This window comes from Microcoleus sp. PH2017_35_SFW_U_B, from assembly GCF_020737865.1.
In the GTDB taxonomy this organism is placed as follows: domain Bacteria; phylum Cyanobacteriota; class Cyanobacteriia; order Cyanobacteriales; family Microcoleaceae; genus Microcoleus.
In genome coordinates this window covers 85,033-106,886 of sequence record NZ_JAEQDE010000021.1, presented here as the reverse complement: position 1 = coordinate 106,886, position 21,854 = coordinate 85,033, and the positions used below count along the sequence as shown (strand labels likewise).

Genomic DNA, 21,854 nt, shown 5'->3' with positions numbered 1-21,854 from the left:
GATTGAAGACCTGCAACAATCTCAAGAGCCTGTGTGTAAAATTCTTTAAAGAAAGTGCGATCGTATCTTTACAAGTATAGTATAATACCCTAGAGTCATAATTAAACAGTGCGGCTGTCAGCCCTCTATCAGTTGCGACTCAAATATGTTAAATAGGATACATATTCACTCTCAACACCAGTATTTAACACATGAGTAAACAATTATACAAAGTTTTTGACGAAGTAGAATTCCAAGCTCAACTGCTTGCTAAATACTGGAATAATTTTTCTACAGAAATCTCCGAACATTTACCAGATACATATCAGCCTGAAATACAAGAACTTTCTAGTAAATTAGACGAGGCTTTAAGTAATCTGGTTGATGAACTCCGTAATCCAACTCTGACTCTGGCGACCACAGGAACCACCAGTAGTGGGAAAAGCACTTTGGTAAATTTGTTATGTGGAGCCGAAATTGTCCCCGTAGCCGTAAGTGAAATGAGCGCAGGGGCAGTCACTATCGAATATAGCAAGGAAAAGTCTCTAATAATCCATGAAACACCAGGAGCATTGTGGGAGTGTGGAGAATGGAGAGGTATCAGAGAGGAGAAAATTTATCAGCGCTTATATGAAGCAATGATAAGTTATATTGAAAATAGAGAAAAACAACCGAATTTAGCTTGTCCACAATCGACAATCTTTTACCCTTTCCGGCTTGTCAAAGAGTCAAAACTAGAACTGCCACAAGGAACTAGGGTAAAAATTCTTGATTTACCTGGTTTAGCCTATGTGGGCGATCAAGGTAACGCAAATGTGATTCAACAGTGCCGAGAGGCATTGTGCATAGTAACATACAATAGTGCAGAAACCGATGCACAGAAAGTAAAAAGCTTGTTGCAAGAAGTTGTACAGCAGGTCAAAGATTTAGGTGGTTCTCCGGCGCGTATGCTTTTTACTCTTAATCGTATTGATGTTTTTCGCTCCGATAGAAATTGGCCTGAAACAGAAAATCGCTTTTTTGAAAATGCTATCCGCAGTATTAAAGGTGAATTGACTGAACAATTAAAAGAATATACAGAAGAGATTGAGAAGTTGCAGGTTGTAAAACTTAGTACATGGCCGGCTTTACTGGCTCTTCAGATCCAAAATTATGATGAAATATTTAGTGCTGAGGCGTGTAAAAAAGCGGACAACAATTTTAATGGATTAATTGATGAAGATATATTAGAAGACTTGCCACGTAACGTACAAAAATGGTCTAGACACGACCGAAACCGAGTTGCTGAAGCATTATGGAAAAAATCTTATGCAGAAGAGTTTCAGCAACACTTAAGAGAACATATTACTGAACACTTCCCACAGCTAGTAATTCCACAAATTATAGAACGTTTTAATCTGGCTGCTGGAAATGCAGTAACGGAATGGGCTGTACAAACAACAACAGCTATTCTTAACAGTTCAGAAGCAGGTTATCAAGAGGAATGTGAAAAAATATCAAAAATTAGGGCAGAGCTTGAAGGCTTCTTAGAAACTAGCGATACAAACTTAAAACAGCCGTTTGAAAGACTAGATACAAAAGTCAAACAGGTTCTTGCAAAACAGTCACAAGATGACGTTGTGAATTATATAAGAACCGTAATTAGGGAACTCCAACAGGAAGAGCCATACAAGAAATTAGGAGAAAAATTATTTCCACTTTATTCATGGGAGAAGGAATTTCAAAAAGGAATTACTCAAGTCTTAGAAGCAGTGGCAAAGTCTTTAGAAACTGGAAGGGTAGAGTTAGACAGTCCGAATTTAAAAAGAGCAAATGTTTTAAATGTCAATTTACTAGCAAGAAACTTGAACCGTTTAGTTGACTTAGGCTACAAAGCTTCCGTTGCTAAAGAAGGAAAAACAATGGAAGCAAGAACAGAGGCAGATAAAAACAAACTCAAACAACTCAATGAGGAACTTAATGAACTAGCTATCCATCTCAACATTGTTATACAGGATGTATTAAAACAGATTTCTACTCAAGAATTAAATAGAATTCATCAGGCTGTGTCCGAATTGTTTCGTTGCCACTTGTCTTATTTTGAAAATGGAGCAAATTCTCGTGCACCTGACATAGCGATTAAATTTCCTGAATCAGAACTGATTAAAGTCGAGAGTAATTTAAAATTTAATTTTCGGTTTAAAGCAGGATTTGCTATTACACAAGGGACTTGGGAAGAAGCAGTACAGGTTCCAAAACAAAAACGAACTTGGTATACATTGTGGATAGGTAAAAAAACCATTTATGAAACTGAGTATCAACCACGTTCTAGTGATAATGCTGAACTACCCAGCACAGAAAAATTACTGGAAGGTTGGATAGAGCAGGCGAAAGGGCAAGAGTCAGAAAGAGTAAATCAAGTTGCACGCTGGTTACTAGAACAAATTGACTGTCTAAAAAAAAATGTAGACAAAATTCAGAGTGATATTATTGACCGTTATCAGGAAAGACTCGATAAAGCAAACCAAGAAATTACTCTAGATTATGAAAAGCAAAGAAACATTTGGCAACCTATGAAACAAAAAGCTCAAAACCTAGCAGAAGAATTTTCGAGCTTCGACATAATCTTAAAACAGGAGTGTTAAATTCAAATGAGTATTAAGGAACGCAAATCAAATTTGCTATTGGAGCGATAAAGAAATGGATTTTGAAAAAATTAGGGATACTGCTAAAGTTATCCAGGATGTTGTTGGTACAGCTATCCAGGATTTTGTTGCTGCTACAGCTACCAAATTTGTGGAGAGGCCAAATTCTCAAGAACCAAAGAGGAAGCAAATACAAGGAGAATCATCAAATAATAGACCATCTCTACCTCCTTCTCCAAAAAAGTCTTCCGTGTCTGTAGCTTTGTGTCTTATTGTTCCAGCATCGGTGGTGGGAAATATCAGAGAAAATCATACAATTAATGTCTCTGATATAGAAACACTAATAGAAAATGCTTCATATTTTCTATGTACAAGTCCTGAAGATGCGAATATCATACAGCAGCGTCTAAAATTAACTGAGGAAGATATTACAGATGTAAGTGAACAAAGAGAATTTTACTTCAGGATTGACATTGCTGATGGGCCAGAAATGATTGGGAAAAAAGTTCAATATATTTTAAAAAGAAATCTTCCCCCAAATGGACAGGGTACTGTTAAAGAATTAGCTTGTCTGGAATATCTATCTGTATCTGGTTTAGAAAAATTTAACCGCGTGTAAGGAATATATCAATGGACTGGAAAACAGCTTCTTCTTACTATGAGACTCGTCTCACTGACGCTTTAAACATCCAAAGACACGCGGTAAATTTAGCCAACTTACCCCAAGCCGAAGTTCCGGCTCGATTAAAAGAGGTACTTTTACAAGAAGCAGAACCAACTCGTCGCCAACTTGAAAGACTGAGAAAGCGTGAGTTTCGCATCGCTGTTGTTGGGCTAGAAAAAGCCGGAAAAAGCACATTTATTAATGCTTGGCTAGAATGCGATTTACTTCCAGCGAAGGGAGGAAGATGTACATTTACAACCACCCAAATTTATTCAGTTGAAAATGAGTCCGAACAAAGGCTGGAAGTACAAGCGAGAACTGATGAAGAGTTTCTAAATTTACTAAAAGAGCTTGAGAAAGTAGGGGCGAACGAAGACCTAAATACCATAAGAGCAAACGAAATAACTTTACAACAGGTAAGAAGAGAAGGTAATGTGACTTTCTCATTTACTAGACTAGAAGATATTAGAGAACCGCTAAAAAAATATGTAGCAGATGAAAAGTATGCTCACGCTGTTTTAGAAGCTCGACTTTATACTAACAAACTTGCTCAAGCTGAAGGGATTGTTTTTTATGATGTTCCGGGTTTAGATTCAGGTTTAGCAAAGCACGTTGATGAAGCACAAGAAATGCTCTCTGACTGTGATGCTGTAATATTGGTACAACGGTTTACTAGCCTCCGAGAAAAGGAACTAGAAATAATAAAATTCACAGAACTTGGCGATAAAAACGTCACCGTTGCTGATAAGCTGTTTGTTTTTTTAAGTCGGATTGATTCATTAGGTAGTGCAGAGGCGCTTAAAACACATATTGAAGAAGCTTCCCAAGATTGGTTAAGGCGTGCAAACCTTCCACCTGAACGCATTGTATATGGTTCAGCGGGAGCCTATTTAATTTTGAATGGTTTAGCAGGAGAACAGACTAAGTTAGAGATTGGGGACGCAAGTAATATTCAAGCTCAGTTGAAGAGATTAACAGGAATTGCCGATGGAAAAATTATCACTAAAGATGGCACGGGCATTCCAGAAATTAAAGACAAAATTTTTAACTATATCAACACTGAGCGTGTATCTATTTTAAAGAAAAGATGCGAAGCGTCTATCAATAAAATTATTAGCAATTCTGAAGAAATTTATATTACAGTCAGTAAAAAGTATCCTGAAAATCCTGAAGAAGCAAAGCTATTTGAAGAAAATAATCGGCGAGTTTTATTTACAGAATGGTGGAATCAAAAATGGGAAATAATTAAAGCTGACTTACAAAAATACTATGAATATTCTGTTGTCAACAAACCCTTAGAGAGTTCAACTGCTAAGTCATTTACTCAAATAGAAAAATTTAGAGAGCGATATTTACAAATCGTCGAGACTGAAATGAAGAAACTTAGGGAGGAAACATTTAACAAGAAAGATACGATTTTTCTGGCTAACTCAAATCCAGAGTTTGATCGCATGAAAGCCAATTTTGCTTGGCGTGATAGTTTGTATGGTGATATTAGTAAGCTTCTATCTTCAATTGCTCATCAACTTGCTTTAGAACTTAAGGATGAAGCATTAAAATTAGTTGAATACATGACAAGTTTATTATGGGAAAGTAACCAAGTAAAATCCAGGCTTATTGAAAATTCAGAGGAGTATTTTTTAGCAAAACTAGAGAATAGCTTAAGCGTATTATTTTTACGTTTTGCCCGTCCAGTTTCGGAAGCGCTGATTCGTGGCCCAGTTAATAGTGATACTCGAAATAAAATCATCAAAAGTTTAGGAGTAGATATTGAAATTGTTGATAACTACTATAGTGGCGAAGAAGCTGCCTTTAAAGTTCTGAAAAAATATGTAAAATATGGCTCGGATTTACTATTTAATCCTGACCTTCGGCAACAAGTCTTGGGAGTGCCAGGAGTAGCAAGACAAATTGCTGGGGTAGCAACGCAGATAGTAGTAGATGTTTCTAAAGACCTCATATCTTCACAAGAATCTGTAGTTTTTGAGGTAGAGAATGATATTAATGCGTTTGAAGAATACCTACGCTATGCAATCTTCGGTGCGTCTGGTTTCGAGTCATACTGTATTCAAGAACTGAAGGGTTTAGTTGATAGTTTTAGAGACAAAGAAGGTACTTGGACTGGGGTTGCTCTTAATGAATGGTTGCAGGGAAATTCAATTCTGTTTGCTGAAATACCTGATAACTTGAAGTCAGAAGAATCGAATTTAGAAGTTAGCGAACGATTAAGGCAATTATCTATTGCTTTAAAAAGAAGTCGTTTGCCGGAGGTACTGTGAGTGACTGAAAATACAGGAAAATAGACCTTTTGCAAAAGTCCTTTTAATCAAATTTTAGGACGGGCTCTCCGGCCCATTCCACAAGAAAAGATGATTTTTGTGGGATGGGCCGGAGATCCCGTCTTAGCTATTTTTGCAAGAGGTCTAATTTAACATAAGTCTGTGGGTACGATCGCCCAAAACATCTTCCACCATCATCAATCAGCTTCTAATCCGCCGAAAAAATACCCGCCTCGATCGCACGCTTAACGTCCTCCCAGTAGCGGCGGACGTGCTTTCATACCTAACGTTATCAGGGTTATTTTACCAAACGCGAACTAATTGTGCAGGTTACCACGGCAAGCCTCGCGCATCGGAAAAATCAGCATCGAGAACCGCCCCCGGATCGAATATAGCGCCAGTTAAATCAGCTTTTCTAAACGACGTTACTGATAATTTTTCGATTTCTTCAACAGCGATAAAAAAGCCGATCGCACATAACCCCAAAATAACCCCAGAAACCAAAAATAAACCAATTCCCCTCAGAGTATCCCCGCCCAAAAATGTCACAATACCGTTAGCGCCGATCGCAGCAGCAGCCCCAGCTACAGCCCCCGCCACAATTCCCGCCTCGCCCCGAGTCGCAGCAATCGCCGTCGCAGCAGTTCCCGCCACAGCCACAGCCCCCGCATCCACCCCGCCAATCAGTCCAATCAAAGCCCCAGCAGCCGTCACTATCACCGCTGTCACCCCAGCCCTAGCAATCAATTTTTTTACTCGGCGGCGGCTTTGTCCGGTTCTGACGCCCTGAAAATTTGCCCCTCTCAAAATCGCCCCGGTGAAATTGCAGCCTCGAATGTCGCAACCGCTGAAGTTCGCCCCTGATAAGTCCAGCCCTTTAAATGAACGGTTCCGCAAGTTTTGGTTGGCAAAATTGAGATTTTGAGTCATAAGGAAGAGGGAAGAAGGAAGAAGGAAGAAGGAAGAGGGAAGAAGGAAGAGGGTTTGAGGAATTAAGCATATCTTAACTGTCGGGTGCGACTTCTTTAGCAGAAAATAAGATATATGTCAATTATTATCCGATATTTGGTAACTTCTCAGTTTCCCTGTACGATCGATCGCGTCCTAGGAATTCATCGGAGCCGCCAAAAACTGCTACGATCTTTGAGATTAAGTTGACAACAATGCAGCCCCTTCAATTCATGCTAGAAATTAAAATCTGAATGCTGTTATCCACAAACTCTGTCATCCTAGAAATTAGCATTAACAGTCCTGGATGCAAGAGTGGTCAGAAACCGGGTTTTTTACCGAAAAGATTTGGGTGCATCTGGCGCAAGACAAATATGTTTGTAGGGGCGAAGCATGACCGCAGTCAATATGGGATTATAACTAATAATTTATATGCGGTCATGCTTCGCCCTCCTCAAAAACCAGATGCACCCAAAGATTTCCTTCCAACCCTCAGATTAAATAAAAAACCCGGTTTCTTTGGTCTTGATACCTAAATCCCGATCGACAAAATCCCAAGTCGGGATGTAAAATCTACAAAACATCGCAATTATTATGCCAAACCTCCCATTTTCCCCCGAACAAATTGCCGCTGAAAGACTCAAACCCGAAGAATATGAAGAAATCGTTCAGCGTCTCGGCCGCCATCCCAATAAGGCTGAATTGGGAATGTTCGGCGTGATGTGGAGCGAACACTGCTGCTACAAAAATTCGCGGCCGCTATTAAAACAGTTTCCCACAGAGGGCGATCGCATTCTCGTCGGCCCAGGAGAAAATGCCGGCGTCGTAGACTTGGGAGATGGCTTGCAACTTGCTTTCAAAATTGAATCCCACAACCACCCGTCAGCAGTGGAACCTTTCCAAGGTGCTGCAACTGGCGTCGGTGGGATTCTCCGCGATATCTTTACAATGGGTGCTCGCCCGATCGCACTTTTGAATTCTCTACGTTTCGGCAATTTAGATGATAGCAAAACTCAGAGATTGTTCAAAGGTGTTGTATCGGGAATCAGTCACTACGGAAACTGCATCGGCGTACCCACGGTTGGCGGCGAAGTTTATTTCGATGCTGCTTATTCTGAAAACCCGCTAGTTAATGTCATGGCTTTGGGTTTAATGGAAACTCAAGAAATTGTTAAATCTGGCGCATCGGGAATCGGAAATCCTGTGCTTTATGTGGGTTCAACTACTGGCAGAGATGGCATGGGAGGCGCAAGTTTTGCTAGTGCAGAATTGACCGACAAATCAATGGATGACCGCCCAGCAGTCCAAGTAGGAGATCCGTTTCTCGAAAAATCCTTAATTGAAGCTTGTTTGGCAGCATTCAAAACTGGTGCTGTCGTCGCCGCCCAAGATATGGGCGCGGCAGGAATCACCTGTTCGACATCGGAAATGGCAGCCAAAGGTGGTGTCGGAATTGAATTTGATTTAGATAAAGTTCCGGTTCGAGAAAGCGGTATGGTTCCCTACGAATACCTGCTTTCGGAATCGCAAGAACGGATGTTGTTTGTCGCACAGAAAGGACGGGAACAGGAATTAATTGATATTTTTCATCGCTGGGGATTGCACGCCGTAGTCGCGGGGACAGTCATCGCAGAGCCGATCGTCCGAATTCTGTTTAAAGGCGAAATCGCTGCTGAAATTACCGCGACTGCTTTGGCAGATAATACGCCAATTTATCACCGCGAATTGTTAACGGAAGCGCCAGAATATGCTAGAAAAGCATGGGAATGGACGGCGGACAAGTTGCCGGAATGCACCGCAGCCGGTATCGAAGTTCAAGGTGATTTCCAAACTTGGAATCAGATTTTGCTGACTCTTTTAGATACTCCCACCATCGCTTCTAAACGCTGGGTTTATCGCCAATACGACCATCAGGTGCAAAATAATACTGTTGTTTTGCCGGGAGGCGCTGATGCTGCTGTGGTCAGATTGCGGCCTCTGGAACCATGTCAAAAAGAACCCCCCCAACCCCCCCTTGCTAAGGGGGGGCTACAAGAGGAAGAACCCGCCCTTACTAAGGCGACGCTACAAGAGGAAGCAGAAGCTATTCCCTTATTTAAGAAAGCACAAGGAAGAGAAACTGCCGAATTTTCTCCCCCCCTTGTAGGGGCGGTGCCCCCGTGCCCGCCCTCGCCAGGGGGGGTTATTCCCGGAGTTGCGGCGACGGTTGATTGCAATTCTCGCTATGTTTATCTCGACCCTTATGAAGGTGCAAAAGCCGTCGTAGCGGAAGCAGCGAGAAACTTAAGTTGTGTCGGTGCTGAACCTATTGCAGTTACGGACAATCTCAATTTTGGCAGTCCCGAAAAACCTGTAGGATATTGGCAGTTAGCATCGGCTTGTCGCGGGATTGCTGATGCTTGTCGCGAGTTGAAAACACCTGTGACTGGGGGTAATGTTTCTCTGTACAATGAAACGGTTGATTCTGATGGCAATCCTCAACCGATTTATCCAACTCCGGTAATCGGAATGGTGGGATTGATTCCAGATTTGACGAAGATTTGCGGTCAAGGTTGGCAAAAGAAGGGCGATTTAATTTATGTGTTGGGAATTGGAGCAAATAGTCAGGATGAACTGACCTTTTTTCAATCTGCTAATTCTGAATTGAAAACTGAAACTCCGAAGAAATCGGCTTTTGCTACTCTCGGAGGTTCGGAATATTTAGCGGCAGTTCACGGGATTGTAGCGGGGAAACCGCCAAGGATTAATTTTGAATTGGAAAGGAAAGTGCAATCAGTTTGTCGCGATGGAATCCGTAGCGGTTGGGTTTGTTCCGCCCACGATGCTGCGGAAGGTGGAATTGCGATCGCCCTGGCGGAATCCTGCATCTCTGGTAAACTGGGTGCGGAAATCCATCTGGGCTTGAATTCGGCAAATGTTAGCCGTTGGGATGAAGTTGTGTTTGGTGAAATGGGCAACTGCATTATTGTTTCCATCGCGCCGGAAAATCAAGGAGTTTGGGAAGCTTACTTGCAAGAACATTTGGCTAAAATGTGGCAGAAAATCGGTGTAGTTGGGGGTGCTGACTCGCCTTTGCGGGTGTTGAGTGCGGATAATTTGGGGTTGATTGAGGTCGGGATGGGTGATATGGGCGATCGGTTCTATAATGCGATCGAGCGTCGAATTGGATCTGTTTGATTTCGAGGGATAAGTAGCGGTGGTTGAAAGTGCCTGGTTTCAACCACCGCTACACTGACAAAACCCGCCTGCGCGGGTTAAATTTCTACAATATATTTTCTTCTTTAAAACCCACAATTATGAGAAATTTACAAACGTTTGATTTTGAAACATTGACAGTTGATGTCCAGGGTAATATAACTAACCGTAAAGACAATCAAGCACAATTTATTAGCGAAGATTTAGGTGGCGGTGCAAGCTTAGAAATGATAGCAATCCCTGGAGGCAGTTTCCTGATGGGCTCCCCCACTGAGGAAGTAGGGAAAGAAAATATGGAAAATCCGCAACACAAAGTTAACATCTCTCCTTTTTTTATGGGCAAGTATGAAGTCACTCAAGAACAATACCAAGCGGTGATGGGAAATAACCCATCTAAATTCAAAGGCGCGAAACGTCCTGTAGAAAAAGTAAGTTGGAATGATGCTGTGGAATTCTGCGAGAAACTTTCCCAAAAAACAGGCAAGACTTATCGCTTACCTTCGGAAGCCGAGTGGGAATATGCTTGTCGCGCGAGAACTAAAACACCTTTTCACTTTGGCGAAACAATTACCGCGGATTTAGTCAATTATAGTGGCTATCCCTATGGTTCTGCACAATGGGAACCTTCCCGCAAAGAAACAACGGATGTCGGGAGTTTTCCTCCGAATGCTTTTGGACTTTACGATATGCACGGGAATGTTAACGAATGGTGCAGCGATAGCGTGAATTTTAACTACAATGGCGCACCAAATGATGGAAGTTCTTGGGAAACTCACTCTGACTTGAGAGTTCTTCGTGGCGGTTCCTGGAAATGTCATGCGGTGAATTGTCGCAGTGCCTATCGCTCCGGGAATAGGGCAGGCGACGACGACAGAGGTTTTCGCGTTGCTCTTGTTTCTGGGTAGTCTCACTTGTAGGTGCGTCGCTATCAACAATCTACAAATCAAATTGACAATCTCACAGCGACGCACCCTACAAACACTGTTCACCTGCTATCATCAAGATAGACGCATCGTAGGAAAACAACCGATGACACTAACAGAATTACTCCCTACCATTAAAAAACTGTCTGCGATCGATAAACGAGAGTTAATCCGTATTCTTATGGCGGAAGAAGATATCAGTCAGAATATTTTTCCTTTGGAACCTTACAAGACTTACTACTTGCCAACTCCCTACAATACTTTTGGTGCTGGTACAGCTTTGATGCAGGCAATGAATCTGGCTAACAGCAACGAAAAGTGAGTATTATGCGATTTCAATACTCTACCAATCACCCCTCTCAAGATGAGTTTGACAGCTTACCGCGCATTCCCTTGATTCTGCACCACAATAACCAGAGAGTCGAAGTTGTTGGGTTAGTAGACAGCGGTGCAACAGTGAGTGTATTGCCTTACAAAATAGGAATTCAGCTTGGCTTAGTGTGGGATGACAGCAAAGCCATTATTCGACTGGCTGGTAACGTTGGTAATCAACCAGCGATGCCAGTATTTTTCATGGCTGAAATAGGGGAGTTTGCTCCGGTAAGATTAGTATTTGCTTGGGCAAAAAGTGATAGCGTATCATTGATTCTGGGACAGACAAATTTTTTCTTAGAATTTGACGTTCACTTTTATCGTTCTCGGCTTGAGTTTGATATTGAGCTGAAGCGTTAATTTCCACCATAATTTATTGGCACGGTAATTCTATGACTGCTACAACCGATCGCCCTTTAAAACATTTTTGCATAGAAGACCTGAAAAGTGCCGACCTCACAGGTATTTCTCTCATCCCTCAACCTTTAACCTTGCGTTTGGACTTTACTTTCGGAACCGGGATCTACGATACTGCGATCGAATTCTATCAACTCGTGCATCAGGTAATCTCTCAACCTGTCAACGCCGACTCAGAAGACTCTTGCTTCTGGGTAGGTAACGCAGAATTAAGACAACTGACAGAAGATAAAAGTCAAATTTTATCTGCTTTGTCCTATCCTTTTCAAAATCAAGAGGGTTTGGTTGAGACAGGTTCTTCAACTCTTTTCTACTTTCGGCTGGAAGGAGATATTTGTATCGAAGTAGTTTGCGGTAGTTACAAAATTTTTCAAGAATTGGAAGCGGCGGTTGAAACCGCGTCTAGATAAACAAAACCCGGAGGATGTGCGGGTTGAAGCCGTAGGGTGCGTCGCTATCAACAATCTACAAATCAAATCGACAATCTCGCAGCGACGCACCACATAATAGCAAGTGCATGGACTTAATCCGTAGGGTGCGTCGCATCGAAAATCTGCAATTTCGATCGACAATCTCGCAGCGACGCACCACACAATAGTAAGGTGCATCGCCATCTACAATCTGCAAGTTTCATCAAGAATCTCGCAGCGACGCACCCTACCAATTAGACTGAAAAATTTATCTGCTCTGTGCTATTGACATAACTTGTCGTGTCAAAAATGATTTATATGGCCGCACAGATTCCCATGATGATATAGTATGTCAATCTCACACAAAAGTCAAGAGCGATCGCCATTAAATGCTAATATTTCAAACAGCCCGTGAAGCGTAGCTATCCCGTAGGAAATCGCCCTCGATATCTTAATCTTTGAAAAAGACCTATTTTCCCTACAAAATCTATCGATTTGCGAATCCCGAATTACTTATGCGGGTTTTCCCCCCGTTAGCGAAGCCCTCGAAGAGGATCGCCCCCCGTGAATAAACGCTACTATCAGAGATATGGGCGATCGATATTACAATCCCCTTAAACGCCCCACATCCCCAGCCAGAATGCCAAACAACTTGAAATTAATGTTCGATCCGTGGCAATATTAAGGAATTATTAAGTTATGCGACGCGATCGCAAACAAAACTTCCCGCTGAAACTTTCCCGCTAACCCACCGTTCCCATTAGGAGCCCACCCATCTATGATTCCCAACCATTCCTTCGAGGCTGACGAGCATTCTAGCAAACCAGACAAGCCCGAGGAAGCTTGCGGCGTTTTCGGTATCTACGCACCGGGTGAAGATGTCGCCAAGTTGACCTACTTCGGCTTGTATGCTTTGCAGCACCGAGGTCAGGAATCCGCCGGAATTGCTACTTTTGATGGTGAAACAGTCCACCTGCACAAGGAGATGGGACTGGTTTCCCAAGTCTTCAACGAATCGAATTTAGGTCATTTGCCCGGTAACTTAGCCGTAGGGCACACTCGCTACTCTACTACCGGCTCGTCCCGCGTGGTCAACGCTCAGCCTGTGGTTGTCGAAACTCGCTTGGGAAGTCTGGCTCTAGCACATAACGGGAATCTTGTCAATACTAAAGAATTGCGGGAAGAATTGCTGTCTCGGAAGTGCGAGTTTGTCAGCACGACGGATTCAGAGGCGATCGCAGTGGCGATCGGTTGGGAGGTAGACCAGGGCAAAGACTGGCTGGAAGCTGCGATCAGTGCCTTTGCTATGTGCCAAGGAGCCTTTAGTTTGACGATCGCCACCCCCCAAGGCGTCATGGGAGTCCGCGACCCCCACGGCGTCCGCCCGCTGGTAATTGGCACCCTCCCCACAACTCCGCAACGGTACGTTTTAGCATCGGAAACCTGCGGATTAGATATTATCGGTGCTGAATTTTTGCGGGACGTAGAACCGGGAGAATTAGTTTGGATTACAGAGGAAGGTATGGCTTCTTTCCACTGGAGTCAGCAGCAAAAACGCAAACTTTGCGTCTTTGAAATGATCTATTTTGCTCGACCAGACAGCATTATGGAAGGTGAAAATTTATATACCTACCGACTGCGGATCGGGCGGAGGTTGGCAGTCGAATCTCCGATTGATGCTGATATAGTCATCGGTGTTCCCGATTCTGGAATCCCAGCGGCGATCGGCTTTTCTCAAGCTTCCGGCATTCCTTACGCCGAAGGATTGATTAAAAATCGCTACGTCGGACGCACTTTTATTCAACCGACTCAGACAATGCGCGAGTCAGGAATCCGCATGAAACTCAACCCTCTCAAAGATGTGTTGGAAGGAAAGCGGGTCATTATTATCGACGATTCTATCGTCCGCGGCACTACCAGCCGCAAAATTGTCAAAGCCTTGCGGGATGCGGGCGCCACCGAAGTTCACATGAGAATTTCTTCGCCCCCGGTGACTCATCCTTGTTTTTACGGCATCGACACCGACAATCAAGATCAGTTGATTGCTGCTACCAAATCCGTCGCCGAAATTGGCGTTCAAATTGGGGTGGATTCCTTGGCTTTCTTGAGCCGGGAAGGAATGCTGAGTGCGACTAACGAAGACACGAAAAGTTTTTGTTCGGCGTGTTTCACCGGCGATTATCCGATCGAGATTCCGGAAATGGTCAAACGGGCGAAGCTCTTATTAGAAAAGGCTGCAACCTAGAAAACCAAACAGCGAGAAAGCGATCGCCAGTCAGTAGATTTTAGATTTTAGATTTTAGATTTTAGATTTTAGATTCACACGGCTCGCACAGTGAATCTGATATCTAAAACTTTAGTCTAAAACTCTGCTGTATTCGCGACGATTGTTTAGCGCTTCTATCCGTTTTTGGGTAAGTAGGTGGGTGTAAATAAATCGGTTCATGTAACAGAACGTAAAGCAACCGTAACCCCTGCGTAGCCGCGTGCCTGCCCGTTGGCGAAGCCGCCCTGAAAGGGCTAGGGCTTATGCTTCGCTTCACTTCGTTTCGCTCTCTTCGGACATACTTGTGTATTTTCATACTCATCTACTTAGCTCGCTTTCCGCGATTTGTCGATTGAAAAAAATTTTCTGGTAAGTCATTGCCAGAGTGTGTGTAGAAATGTTAAATTAACTTAGCTCTAGCAACTCTGGCAGAATTTGTGAACTGTAGGGAGCGATCAGTTGGGTAGAACTCAATAGGCTTGGTTTAAGACAGATCCCCCCTAACCCCCGTTAAAAAGGGGGGACAAGAATCTTCTCAAAGTCCCCCTTCTTAAGGGGGATGCGAGGGGGATCTCCGGGCAATAAACAGTGTTAGCCCAAGCGTATTGAGGTAGAGCTTGATGTGAAACCCAAGACTCCGATTTGAGATTTCGGATTTGAGATTTGTCCTTGAATCTAAAATCGCCAATCTAAAATCGATCGGCTCAACCTACACTCTCGTTGACAATACCTGCTGGAAATGTTGTATGCTACCTGCGAACTGGAGATAGTTTCTCCAGAAAGTGCGATCTCAAATTGAAGTCGCATTTCGTACCAACAACGGACACATAGGATTTTTTCAGATAACAGGGTCGATCGCGCTAAATCTCCCCACACAAATATTCTACAAGCCAACTTGCTTGAGAATCGCGGGCGGGCGATTCATGCGGAACTAAAGAACTTTAGAAACCCTTGCAGAGTAAAAAATATGGCTCCTTGCGGGCTGAAAGTGAAAGTTAAAAGGCGGAATGCGGTTTCTCAAGTCAGCTTAAATCGGAAACTTCGTGCAATTAGATACTGTTCTCAATCAGCCGAGCAATACCAGCTCATCCTCTCGTACAAAAGAGTTACCTTTTACTCTTGGTGATGTCAAAGCAGCCATTCCAGCCCATTGTTTTGAACCCTCGGCTTGGAGATCTCTAGCTTATTTCTTTTTGGATCTTGGAATTATCGCAGGTTTATACGCGATCGCCTACAGCCTAGATTCCTGGTTATTTTATCCAATCTTCTGGTTCATGCAGGGAACCATGTTTTGGGCATTGTTTGTAGTCGGGCACGACTGCGGGCACGGTTCATTTTCTAAGAGCAAATGGCTCAACAACCTGATCGGACACCTTTCCCACGCACCCATTCTCGTACCCTTCCACGGTTGGCGGATCAGCCACAGAACCCACCACGCCAATACAGGCAGCTTGGACAACGATGAAAGCTGGTATCCAGTGTCGGAGAGCAAATACAATCAAATGCCCTGGTACGAGAAGCTGGGACGCTTTTATTTGATGTTATTTGCTTATCCAATTTATCTGTTTCGGCGATCGCCCGATCGGGTAGGTTCTCACTTCATGCCCGGTAGCCCGATTTTCCGTCCTTCCGAAAAAGCGGACGTATTGACGAGTTCCGCATCATTGGTATTGATGGTAGCCTTTTTGGGTGCGTTAACCTATCAATTTGGTTGGCTGTTTTTACTGAAGTTCTACCTAGTTCCCTACGTAATCTTCGTAATGTGGCTGGATTTGGTAACATTCCTGCACCACACAGAAGCCGATATTCCCTGGTATCGCGGAGATGACTGGTATTTCTTGAAAGGTGCGCTATCTACGATCGATCGCGATTACGGAATCATCAATTCCATCCATCACGACATCGGCACCCACGTCGCCCACCACATCTTCTCGACAATGCCGCACTATCACTTGAAGGAAGCCACAGAAGCCATCAAGCCACTGTTGGGCGATTATTATCGCAAATCAACCGATCCCATTTGGAAGAGCTTTATTCGCTCTTACTGGGATTGTCACTTTGTTTCCGATACAGGTTCTGGAGTTTACTACGAATCGCCTAACAGTCGGAAATCGAATTGAGTTAGCAGGTTAATTTAATAGTGGACAATTGACTATTGACAATTGTCCACTGTTTAAAACTCTTCCGACTCAAAAACCCGGTTTTGCAATAAAACCGGGTTTCTTTTATTTACATTTTTTCCAATCCCATACAACTTCCCTACGCCACAATCCGAATATTTGAAGCACTCAGCAGAGGAGCACCACCCGCTACGTTTCCAGGATTGAGATCCGCAATAAAACCGCCCTCTGCATCTCCGCCAACTAGGATAGAACCGTTGCGGTTAAAAGACAAATCGCCACTTACACGATTGTAAGTAATTTTGGCATTGCTTGAAAACTGTTCGATGAAACTATCTACAACTTCAAATTCCGAACTGAGTAACGTTCCACCAGCAGCAGTGATAAGAGTATCGAAAGTCTTTTTGGATAGAACGAATTTGTCGGAACTAACGCTGAAAGAAGTGACAGTATCAAGGCCAACATCGGAAGCAATAAATGCTCGACCAGTTTCGTAAAGGAATCGATCGGCACCAGCACCGCCAGTGAGCAAATCGTTACCAGATCCACCATTGAGAGTGTCATCGCCGCTGCCACCGGTGAGAGTGTCATTGGCACCTTCTCCATCCAAAAAGTCATTGCCACTGCCACCAATGAGGACGTTACTGCCAATTCCACCATCGAGGGTAACAGATCCTAAGGTAAAAGCTGAAGCATCAATGTTGCCGGGAATATTGTTACTTTGGAAGACAAACAGTTCAGCATTCTCAATTCCATTCAGGCTATCAACCCCCTCACCCGTCACGCTGGTGTTAGTCAGCACGATGTTACTTCCAACAGCATTCACCTTGACTCGATCGATTCCAGCACCACCATTGATGACATCATTACCAGCACCACCGTTGAGGATGTCATCGCCATTGTTACCATTGAGAATGTCAATGCCATCACCACCATTGAGAGTATCATTGCCATCAAGACCGTTAATTGTATCATCCCCTGCTAAGCCACTCAAACTGTTATTAGCGGCATTACCGAGAATGCTATTCCCAAGGGCATTGCCAGTGCCGTTGATGTTAGCAGTTCCCACCAAAGTCAATCTTTCGATGTTGTTTGGTAGAGTGAAGCTGATAGGAGAATTAACGATGTCATTGCCTTCATTAGCCTGCTCGATAAAGGTGGCATTAAGTGAGCCGACACTGTAGGTATCGTTTCCGGGGCCGCCAGCGATAGTATCTGCACCTAAGCCTCCGTTAAGTACATCGTCGCCCGCACCACCATTGAGGCTGTCATTGCCCGTGCCTCCAAAAATATCCCCAACGAGAACGTCATTGCCTCCTCCACCGATCAGGGTGTCATTGCCAACTGCACCCAGAAGTTGGTCATTGCCCAATCCACCGAGGAGGGAATCATCGCCACCGTTACCATTGACAGTATCATCGCCTGCGAGGGCATCGATGAAGTTATTCGCTGCATCACCAAGAATTAAGTCGTTACCAGGGGTTGGGTTTCCGATAATCGCCATGATTTTGTTTCTCCTTATTTGTTTAGGTTTGAATGTTTCTCTTTTGTTACAAACTCAAGAAAATCATCCAAATGAATGATTGACAATTGAGCGACTCTTGCTGCGTACAATGCAAGTTTTGTTTCGCTCTAGACCCAAGTTAAGCAATCAGCTTTGATATGACGACAAGAAAAGGCCGTAAAAAGTCAGGAATAAATAGTCTGAAAAAGTCAGTACGATTAAGATTGGCAAGTTCGATGACCATTGTTCGTCCGCTGGCGGGCGATAAATGTTGAGATCGCTATTTTTGTAAAAACATAGAAAAATCTTGTTAAAGTAAGAGGACTCAGATTTTGCATCCACAGACTAGGCAGGCGAGATACTTACCTGCAAGAGGTTAATTTTTCTTGTGAGATGGGCTGGAAAACTTATCTCACGTAAAATAAGAAAAGCAAGATATCAGAAGACTAATTTAGGAGTGCTGTAAAGCCATGACTGTGGAAGAAGCACTGAAAATTTTAGATAGTGCGATCGCGCCAACTTCTCTGAGCAACATCCAAGAGATCGTATTTCGCCAATCTTGGGAAGGGCTATCTTATTTAGATATTGCTGGTAGCGCTGGCTATGATGCTAGTTATATAAAAGATGTGGGTTACAAGTTATGGCAACTACTCAGTCAAGCACTTGGAGAAAAGGTTACTAAAAGCAATCTTCAAGCAGTAATAGGGCGGCGAGCGCGTCAGGTATCCGTAGAATCATCCAGCACAGAGATACAAAAAATACAGCCACTGCAACAGCAAATTCAACAACAAGAATTTTCTACACACCGCCACTGGGGAGAAATCGTTGATGTCTCCGCATTCTACGGCCGAAATCAGGAATTAGCGCGACTGCAACAATGGATTGTGAGCGACTCCTGCCGTTTGGTTGCCTTGATTGGAATGGGTGGAATTGGCAAAACGTCACTGGCTGCAAAACTCGCGATCGCACTTCAAAATAACTTTGACTTCCTGATCTGGCAATCCTTACGCAACGCGCCACCAATTGAAGATGTATTGTTAAATTTGATTCAAATCCTTTCTGGGCAGCAAGAAACTGCACTCCCGACATCGCTGTCGGCTCAAATTTCTCAATTAATGGGATATTTACGTGCCTCACGCTGTCTTTTAATCCTGGATAACCTTGAGGCAATTCTCGGCAGTAATGATGGCGCAAAGTCCCCCGCAAATTTATCCAGCCCAGAAGCACAAAGACAGGCAGGATGCCTGCCAAACCAGAGTTTTCCCACAGGTATAGTAGAACAATATCGAGAAGGTTACGAGGGATATGGGGAACTTCTGACACGAGTGGGAAGCGAAGGGCATTCCAGTTGTCTGCTATTAACAAGTCGGGAAAAACCCACAACTTTGATGCCGTTGGAAGGCGAAAACTCACCTGTGCGAACCTTACCCTTAATAGGCTTAAGTTCCGAGGAAGTGCAAAATATTTTACAAGCCAATGGGTGTTTTTCCACAACAGAAACAGATTGGGTAAATTTAACTCAACATTATTGCGGAAATCCCCTAGCGCTCAAAATTGTCTCCACAACCGTGCGAGATTTATTTGATGGCAATATTACCAACTTTTTGGAGCATGGAGCGATCGCGTTTGGAGATATCAATATTCTGCTCGACGGGCAATTTCGTCGTTTGTCAGACTTGGAAAAGCAGATCGTGTATTGGCTGGCGATCGATCGAGAATGGATAACGCTTGCCGAGTTACGGGCGGATTTTGTTTCCCTCCCTTCACAATCTAAACTGCTGGATGCTTTGTTGTCGCTAAGAGGGCGATCGCTGATCGAAAAAAATGCCGGACAATTCACCTTGCAACCTGTGGTGATGGAGTACGTTACCGAACAGTTGATCGAGCGGTTCGAGCGGGAAATTCAGTCGCAGAATCTAGATTTATTCATAACCCACGCCCTGATTAAAGCCGAGGCTAAAGATTACGTCAGAGAAAGCCAAACTCGCTTAATTTTAGCACCGTTTGCCGAACGACTAATCGGCGAATACCGCTCTAATAAAGAGGTCGAATATCAACTAAATCAGGTTTTGTTTCGGATGCGATCGCAATTTCCTAACTCAGTGGGATATGCGGGTGGCAATTTGATTAACCTGTTACTTCAATTAAAAATAAATTTAAGCGACTATGATTTCTCGTACTTGAGTATCTGGCAAGCTTATCTGATTGGTACCAACTTGCATCGAGTGAACTTTGCCAATTCCGATCTATCTAAATCCGTTTTTACCAGCAATTCAAATGGGGCTGTATCTGTTGCCTTTAGCTCCGATGGTAATTTTTTGGCAGTCGGCAATGCGGATGGTAAGATTCGAGTCTGCCGCACCCAAGATTATCGAGATTTTCTCACCTGTGAAGGACACACCAGTTGGATTGCTCGTGTTGCTTTCAGTCCGAACAATCAAACTTTAGCAAGTGCCTCTTTTGACCATACCGTCAAGTTATGGGATTTGGCTACTGGTGAGTGTATTCAAACATTAAGAGAGCATACCGGATGGGCGGATTCTGTTGTATTTAGTCCAGACGGTCGAACCTTAGCTAGTGGTAGTTGGGACTGCACAATTAAGTTGTGGGATGTGGCAACGGGTGAATGTTTAAAGACGCTTCAGGGACATACCAATTTTGTAACATCGGTGATTTTTAGTCCCGAAGGTAAACTTTTGGCGACTTGTAGTTACGACAAAACTATAAAATTGTGGCTGCTTGAAACAGGGGAAATTATTAACACATTGCAAGGGCATACACACATCATTCGGTCGATTGCTTTTAGTCCAGATAATCAAACTCTGGTCAGTGGCAGTTGGGATGGTACTGTTCGCTTGTGGGAGATTTCTACAGGACAATGTTTAAAGATTTTGCGGGGACATACCGATCCTGTTGCAGGAGTCGCGTTTAGTCCCGATGGTTGCGCGATCGCTAGTGCCAGTTATGATTGCACGGTTCGACTCTGGGATGTTGCGACTGGACTGTGTTTCAAAATTATGCAGAAACACTGCGGTTGGATCTGGTCGATCGCATTTCACCCGCAAGGTCATACTCTAGCAAGTGGTAGCTTAGATTGCACCGTCACGCTCTGGAATCGGGAAACAGGAGAATCATTCAGGACGCTGCACGGCTACAGCGCTGGGATTAAATCGCTTGCTTTTAGTCCAGATGGACAGTTATTAGCCAGCGGTAGCGATGACACAACACTCAAATTATGGGATGTCCAATCTGGTGAGTGCAGCAAAACACTGCAAGGACATACAAATTGGGTTTGGTGGGTTGCCTTCAGTCCAGATGGTCAAATGCTTGCTAGCAGCAGTAATCGTGGCATTATCCGCTTGTGGGATGTCGCTACAGGTCAATTGCTGCGGGTAATGCAGGGGAGTACAAGCATTCCGAATGTCGTGTTTGCCATTAGCTTCAGTCCAGACGGTCGCACATTGGCAAGTAGCGATAATGCTCATACTCTCCGATTGTGGAACGTTCAGACTGGTGAATGCTGCCAAATTCTGTCAGATAATTGTCGTGCTTGGTCAGTTGCTTTCAGTCCAGATGGCACAATTTTAGCCAGTGGCAGCGATGATAGACTGGTGAGATTGTGGGATGTGCGTTCTGGGGAATGTTTCAAAACCCTTTCAGGTCATACCAGTTTGCTGTTTTCGGTTGCTTTTAGCCCAGATGGAAAGATTCTAGCAAGTAGCGGTGACGACAAAACGGTAAAACTGTGGGATGTTGAGTCTGGAGAATGTCTGAAAACCTTGCAAGGTCACGCAGCTTTAGTTTGGTGCGTGCGGTTTAGTTTAGATGGGCGAATTTTGGTCAGCGGCAGTCACGATAAAACAATTAAGTTGTGGGATGTGTGCTCCGGGGAATGTGTTAAAACCATCCAGAACTATACATCTGAAGTTTGGGCGATCGCAATTTCTCCCGATGGTAAGACCATAGCCAGCGGCAGCGCCGATGGAGCTATTAATCTGTGGGAAATGGAGACGGCAGAATCTGTTGGAAATATGCGATCGCCCAGGATTTATGAAGGCATGAATATTGCAGGTGTCACGGGTATAACCGATGCTCAAAAATCAACACTCAAGGCGCTCGGAGCAGTGGAAATTGCGAATAGTTATTAGTTATA

General features: G+C 43.7%; 13 protein-coding genes. 11 read left to right on the top strand and 2 right to left on the bottom strand.

Annotated features, from left to right (window positions below; translation table 11 throughout):
* Positions 1–191 precede the first annotated feature (191 nt).
* The 3 genes from JGK36_RS01920 to JGK36_RS01910 are packed head-to-tail and all read left to right on the top strand — an operon-like array spanning position 192 to position 5,546.
* A complete protein-coding gene (locus JGK36_RS01920) occupies positions 192–2,603 on the top strand; it encodes a dynamin family protein (protein ID WP_293176423.1) in 2,412 nt (803 codons plus the stop codon).
* Between the two features lie 55 nt (positions 2,604–2,658).
* Positions 2,659–3,222 (top strand): hypothetical protein, encoded by a 564-nt coding sequence (locus JGK36_RS01915; protein WP_293176421.1) that lies wholly within the window; start codon positions 2,659–2,661, stop codon positions 3,220–3,222.
* An 11-nt stretch (positions 3,223–3,233) separates the two neighbouring features.
* Entirely contained in the window at positions 3,234–5,546 is a 2,313-nt protein-coding gene (locus JGK36_RS01910; protein ID WP_293176419.1) for a dynamin family protein, read from the top strand.
* A 330-nt stretch (positions 5,547–5,876) separates the two neighbouring features.
* Here the strand turns inward: JGK36_RS01910 and JGK36_RS01905 are convergent, their stop codons facing one another.
* A complete protein-coding gene (locus JGK36_RS01905) occupies positions 5,877–6,476 on the bottom strand; it encodes a pentapeptide repeat-containing protein (RefSeq protein WP_293176417.1) in 600 nt (199 codons plus the stop codon).
* Between the two features lie 612 nt (positions 6,477–7,088).
* Here JGK36_RS01905 and purL point away from each other — a divergent pair.
* From purL to JGK36_RS01870, 7 genes are all read left to right on the top strand, one after another.
* The gene (gene purL / locus JGK36_RS01900; RefSeq protein WP_293176414.1) at positions 7,089–9,671 is read left to right on the top strand and encodes a phosphoribosylformylglycinamidine synthase subunit PurL; all 2,583 of its coding nucleotides are present in this window, start codon (positions 7,089–7,091) and stop codon (positions 9,669–9,671) included.
* Between the two features lie 119 nt (positions 9,672–9,790).
* Complete coding sequence (locus JGK36_RS01895) at positions 9,791–10,594, top strand: formylglycine-generating enzyme family protein (RefSeq protein ID WP_366034683.1); 804 nt, start codon at positions 9,791–9,793, stop codon at positions 10,592–10,594.
* A 124-nt stretch (positions 10,595–10,718) separates the two neighbouring features.
* Positions 10,719–10,934 (top strand): hypothetical protein, encoded by a 216-nt coding sequence (locus JGK36_RS01890; protein WP_293176412.1) that lies wholly within the window; start codon positions 10,719–10,721, stop codon positions 10,932–10,934.
* A 5-nt stretch (positions 10,935–10,939) separates the two neighbouring features.
* Positions 10,940–11,344, top strand: a complete 405-nt coding sequence (locus JGK36_RS01885; protein WP_293176410.1) for a hypothetical protein — start codon at positions 10,940–10,942, stop codon at positions 11,342–11,344.
* A gap of 32 nt (positions 11,345–11,376) precedes the next feature.
* Complete coding sequence (locus tag JGK36_RS01880; protein ID WP_293176408.1) at positions 11,377–11,811, top strand: hypothetical protein; 435 nt, start codon at positions 11,377–11,379, stop codon at positions 11,809–11,811.
* Between the two features lie 778 nt (positions 11,812–12,589).
* Positions 12,590–14,056: an amidophosphoribosyltransferase gene (purF, locus tag JGK36_RS01875; RefSeq protein WP_293176406.1), complete on the top strand. Its 1,467-nt coding sequence runs from the start codon at positions 12,590–12,592 to the stop codon at positions 14,054–14,056.
* Between the two features lie 1,064 nt (positions 14,057–15,120).
* Complete coding sequence (locus JGK36_RS01870; RefSeq protein ID WP_293176404.1) at positions 15,121–16,197, top strand: DUF3474 domain-containing protein; 1,077 nt, start codon at positions 15,121–15,123, stop codon at positions 16,195–16,197.
* A 139-nt stretch (positions 16,198–16,336) separates the two neighbouring features.
* Here the strand turns inward: JGK36_RS01870 and JGK36_RS01865 are convergent, their stop codons facing one another.
* Positions 16,337–17,701, bottom strand: coding sequence for a calcium-binding protein (locus tag JGK36_RS01865; protein ID WP_293176402.1), 1,365 nt, complete (start codon positions 17,699–17,701; stop codon positions 16,337–16,339).
* Positions 17,702–18,171: 470 nt separating this feature from the next.
* Here JGK36_RS01865 and JGK36_RS01860 point away from each other — a divergent pair, with 470 nt between their 5' ends.
* On the top strand, positions 18,172–21,849 hold the full coding sequence (locus tag JGK36_RS01860) for an NB-ARC domain-containing protein (RefSeq protein ID WP_293176400.1): 3,678 nt from the start codon (positions 18,172–18,174) through the stop codon (positions 21,847–21,849).
* Positions 21,850–21,854: the final 5 nt, after the last annotated feature.

What these genes read in the sequence shown, in the direction of transcription:
- JGK36_RS01920 (WP_293176423.1), top strand. Translation starts at nt 192, where the DNA reads ATGAGTAAACAATTATACAAAGTTTTTGACGAAGTAGAATTCCAAGCT.
- JGK36_RS01915 (WP_293176421.1), top strand. Translation starts at nt 2,659, where the DNA reads ATGGATTTTGAAAAAATTAGGGATACTGCTAAAGTTATCCAGGATGTT.
- JGK36_RS01910 (WP_293176419.1), top strand. Translation starts at nt 3,234, where the DNA reads ATGGACTGGAAAACAGCTTCTTCTTACTATGAGACTCGTCTCACTGAC.
- JGK36_RS01905 (WP_293176417.1), bottom strand. Translation starts at nt 6,476, where the DNA reads ATGACTCAAAATCTCAATTTTGCCAACCAAAACTTGCGGAACCGTTCA.
- purL (WP_293176414.1), top strand. Translation starts at nt 7,089, where the DNA reads ATGCCAAACCTCCCATTTTCCCCCGAACAAATTGCCGCTGAAAGACTC.
- JGK36_RS01895 (WP_366034683.1), top strand. Translation starts at nt 9,791, where the DNA reads ATGAGAAATTTACAAACGTTTGATTTTGAAACATTGACAGTTGATGTC.
- JGK36_RS01890 (WP_293176412.1), top strand. Translation starts at nt 10,719, where the DNA reads ATGACACTAACAGAATTACTCCCTACCATTAAAAAACTGTCTGCGATC.
- JGK36_RS01885 (WP_293176410.1), top strand. Translation starts at nt 10,940, where the DNA reads ATGCGATTTCAATACTCTACCAATCACCCCTCTCAAGATGAGTTTGAC.
- JGK36_RS01880 (WP_293176408.1), top strand. Translation starts at nt 11,377, where the DNA reads ATGACTGCTACAACCGATCGCCCTTTAAAACATTTTTGCATAGAAGAC.
- purF (WP_293176406.1), top strand. Translation starts at nt 12,590, where the DNA reads ATGATTCCCAACCATTCCTTCGAGGCTGACGAGCATTCTAGCAAACCA.
- JGK36_RS01865 (WP_293176402.1), bottom strand. Translation starts at nt 17,701, where the DNA reads ATGGCGATTATCGGAAACCCAACCCCTGGTAACGACTTAATTCTTGGT.
- JGK36_RS01860 (WP_293176400.1), top strand. Translation starts at nt 18,172, where the DNA reads ATGACTGTGGAAGAAGCACTGAAAATTTTAGATAGTGCGATCGCGCCA.